The following is a 1641-nucleotide window of genomic DNA, read 5'->3' as shown; positions in this document are numbered from 1 at the left end:
ATTCATCAATAATAAAAATAGTGTGAAAAGTTACGTACCGAACTCTATATAAAATTATTTCATTGAAAATTAATTAATAAACGAAAAGCTATTTACTAGCAGAGCGTGGAAATTATCGTAACAACGCAAAATAAAATCGCTACGCTGAAAATTATGAAATTGCACTTTTTTAATGAAACATTTTTATTTGAAAAAACTGCAAAAGCTAACAACAGCTAAAAAACATAGCTTTTTTTGTGCTTTAACAAAGTTGATTTTTTGTTTATTTTGTGTAGTTTTAGTCTAAAAATTAATCGGCTAGTTTAACGCTACGTTTCCTAGCTAAAACCGTTGGGCTTCATTAAAAACACACATCGAAAAATTGATTATAAAAAGAATTTCACAATTATTATTAGTTGTTATTTTAACAATTCTGACACAAGTTGGAGGAATAATTTATATTTTAAGTTCTTTCCTAAACTCAAAATTGAAAAGGAATTTTAAAGGGAGAAAAACCATTATATTTTTAATAATATATCTATTCACGACTTTTATAATTATACCTTTTACCGCTCCTTTATTTGGTCGAGAAGCAATTGTTAATTCTGAGAAAATAAAACCAACTAATTTTATGACAATTTTATGTAATAGAAATTATGTAAAACCTGAAATGAACAAGTTGTTGAAAAACGTAGAATACAGTTTAAAGGATTCAAATATTGAAATACATTACTTGGATGCTAATTTTCCTTTCATTGATAAATTCCCTCTTCTACCCCATTTGAGCCACAATGACGGTAAAAAAATAGATTTAAGTTTAATCTATGAATCTGAAAATGGAAAAATATCAAATGAACAAAAATCTGTTAGTGGTTATGGAAATTTTGTAGAACCAAGAAATAATGAGTTTAATCAAATTGAAAAATGTTTGAATAGCGGATATTTTCAATATGATTATCCGAAATACTTAACACTTGGAAAAATAAATCCTGAATTAAAATTCTCTGAAAATGGAACAAAAAAATTAATTGAATCAATATTAGTTCAAAGTAATATAGGAAAAATATTTATTGAACCTCATTTAAAAAACAGACTCAAATTGAAGAATAATAAAATACGATATCATGGTTGTAGAGCTGTGAGACATGACGATCATATTCACATACAATTGAAATAAAATAACGAAAGCCCAACACCGGCTAAACTTCATGCGGGTTTGGTGCTAACTTCAAAGTTTTGTGTATATTTACTAAGTCGCCAAATCTTGTTGATTTGGCTTCGTGAAATTAAAAGAAACAAATCCAAACAAAAAGCTTCGGCTTAGTTGCGTGTTCGAAAATCTGGCCGATTTTCAACCCCGCACAAAGCCTAGCCAAAACCGTTAGGTAAAACAGAATCGTAGCTGCGTGTTCGATTTTTTTATAAGTTATTTATCTTTGAAAAAATTCTGAAATCTGATAATTTTCAACTCCTACTCTATTCTGAAAAAGCATTGTTTTTTGTTGAGAAAATCGTAGCTGTGGGAAAGTCGTTTAAGGGATTTTAAAGGATAGCTTCGCTGTTTTTTTGTTCGGACGTTTAAGTACACAAGAATTTCTTCAAATGCTCCTGAAAATGCTTAAATCGTTTCGTTGAGAAATTTCATTCTTTGAAAAAATGGTA

At 28.5% G+C, this 1641-nt stretch carries 1 protein-coding gene; it reads left to right on the top strand.

What is annotated here, in order from left to right; all coding sequences use genetic code 11:
• Nucleotides 1-361: 361 nt before the first annotated feature.
• The gene (locus tag QVZ41_RS13915) at nucleotides 362-1156 is read left to right on the top strand and encodes a hypothetical protein (RefSeq protein WP_302885248.1); all 795 of its coding nucleotides are present in this window, start codon (nucleotides 362-364) and stop codon (nucleotides 1154-1156) included.
• Nucleotides 1157-1641 lie beyond the last annotated feature (485 nt).

The organism is Wenyingzhuangia gilva (assembly GCF_030519655.1).
Classification (GTDB): Bacteria; Bacteroidota; Bacteroidia; order Flavobacteriales; family Flavobacteriaceae; genus Wenyingzhuangia; species Wenyingzhuangia gilva.
This window is presented reverse-complemented; position numbering and strand designations above follow the sequence as displayed.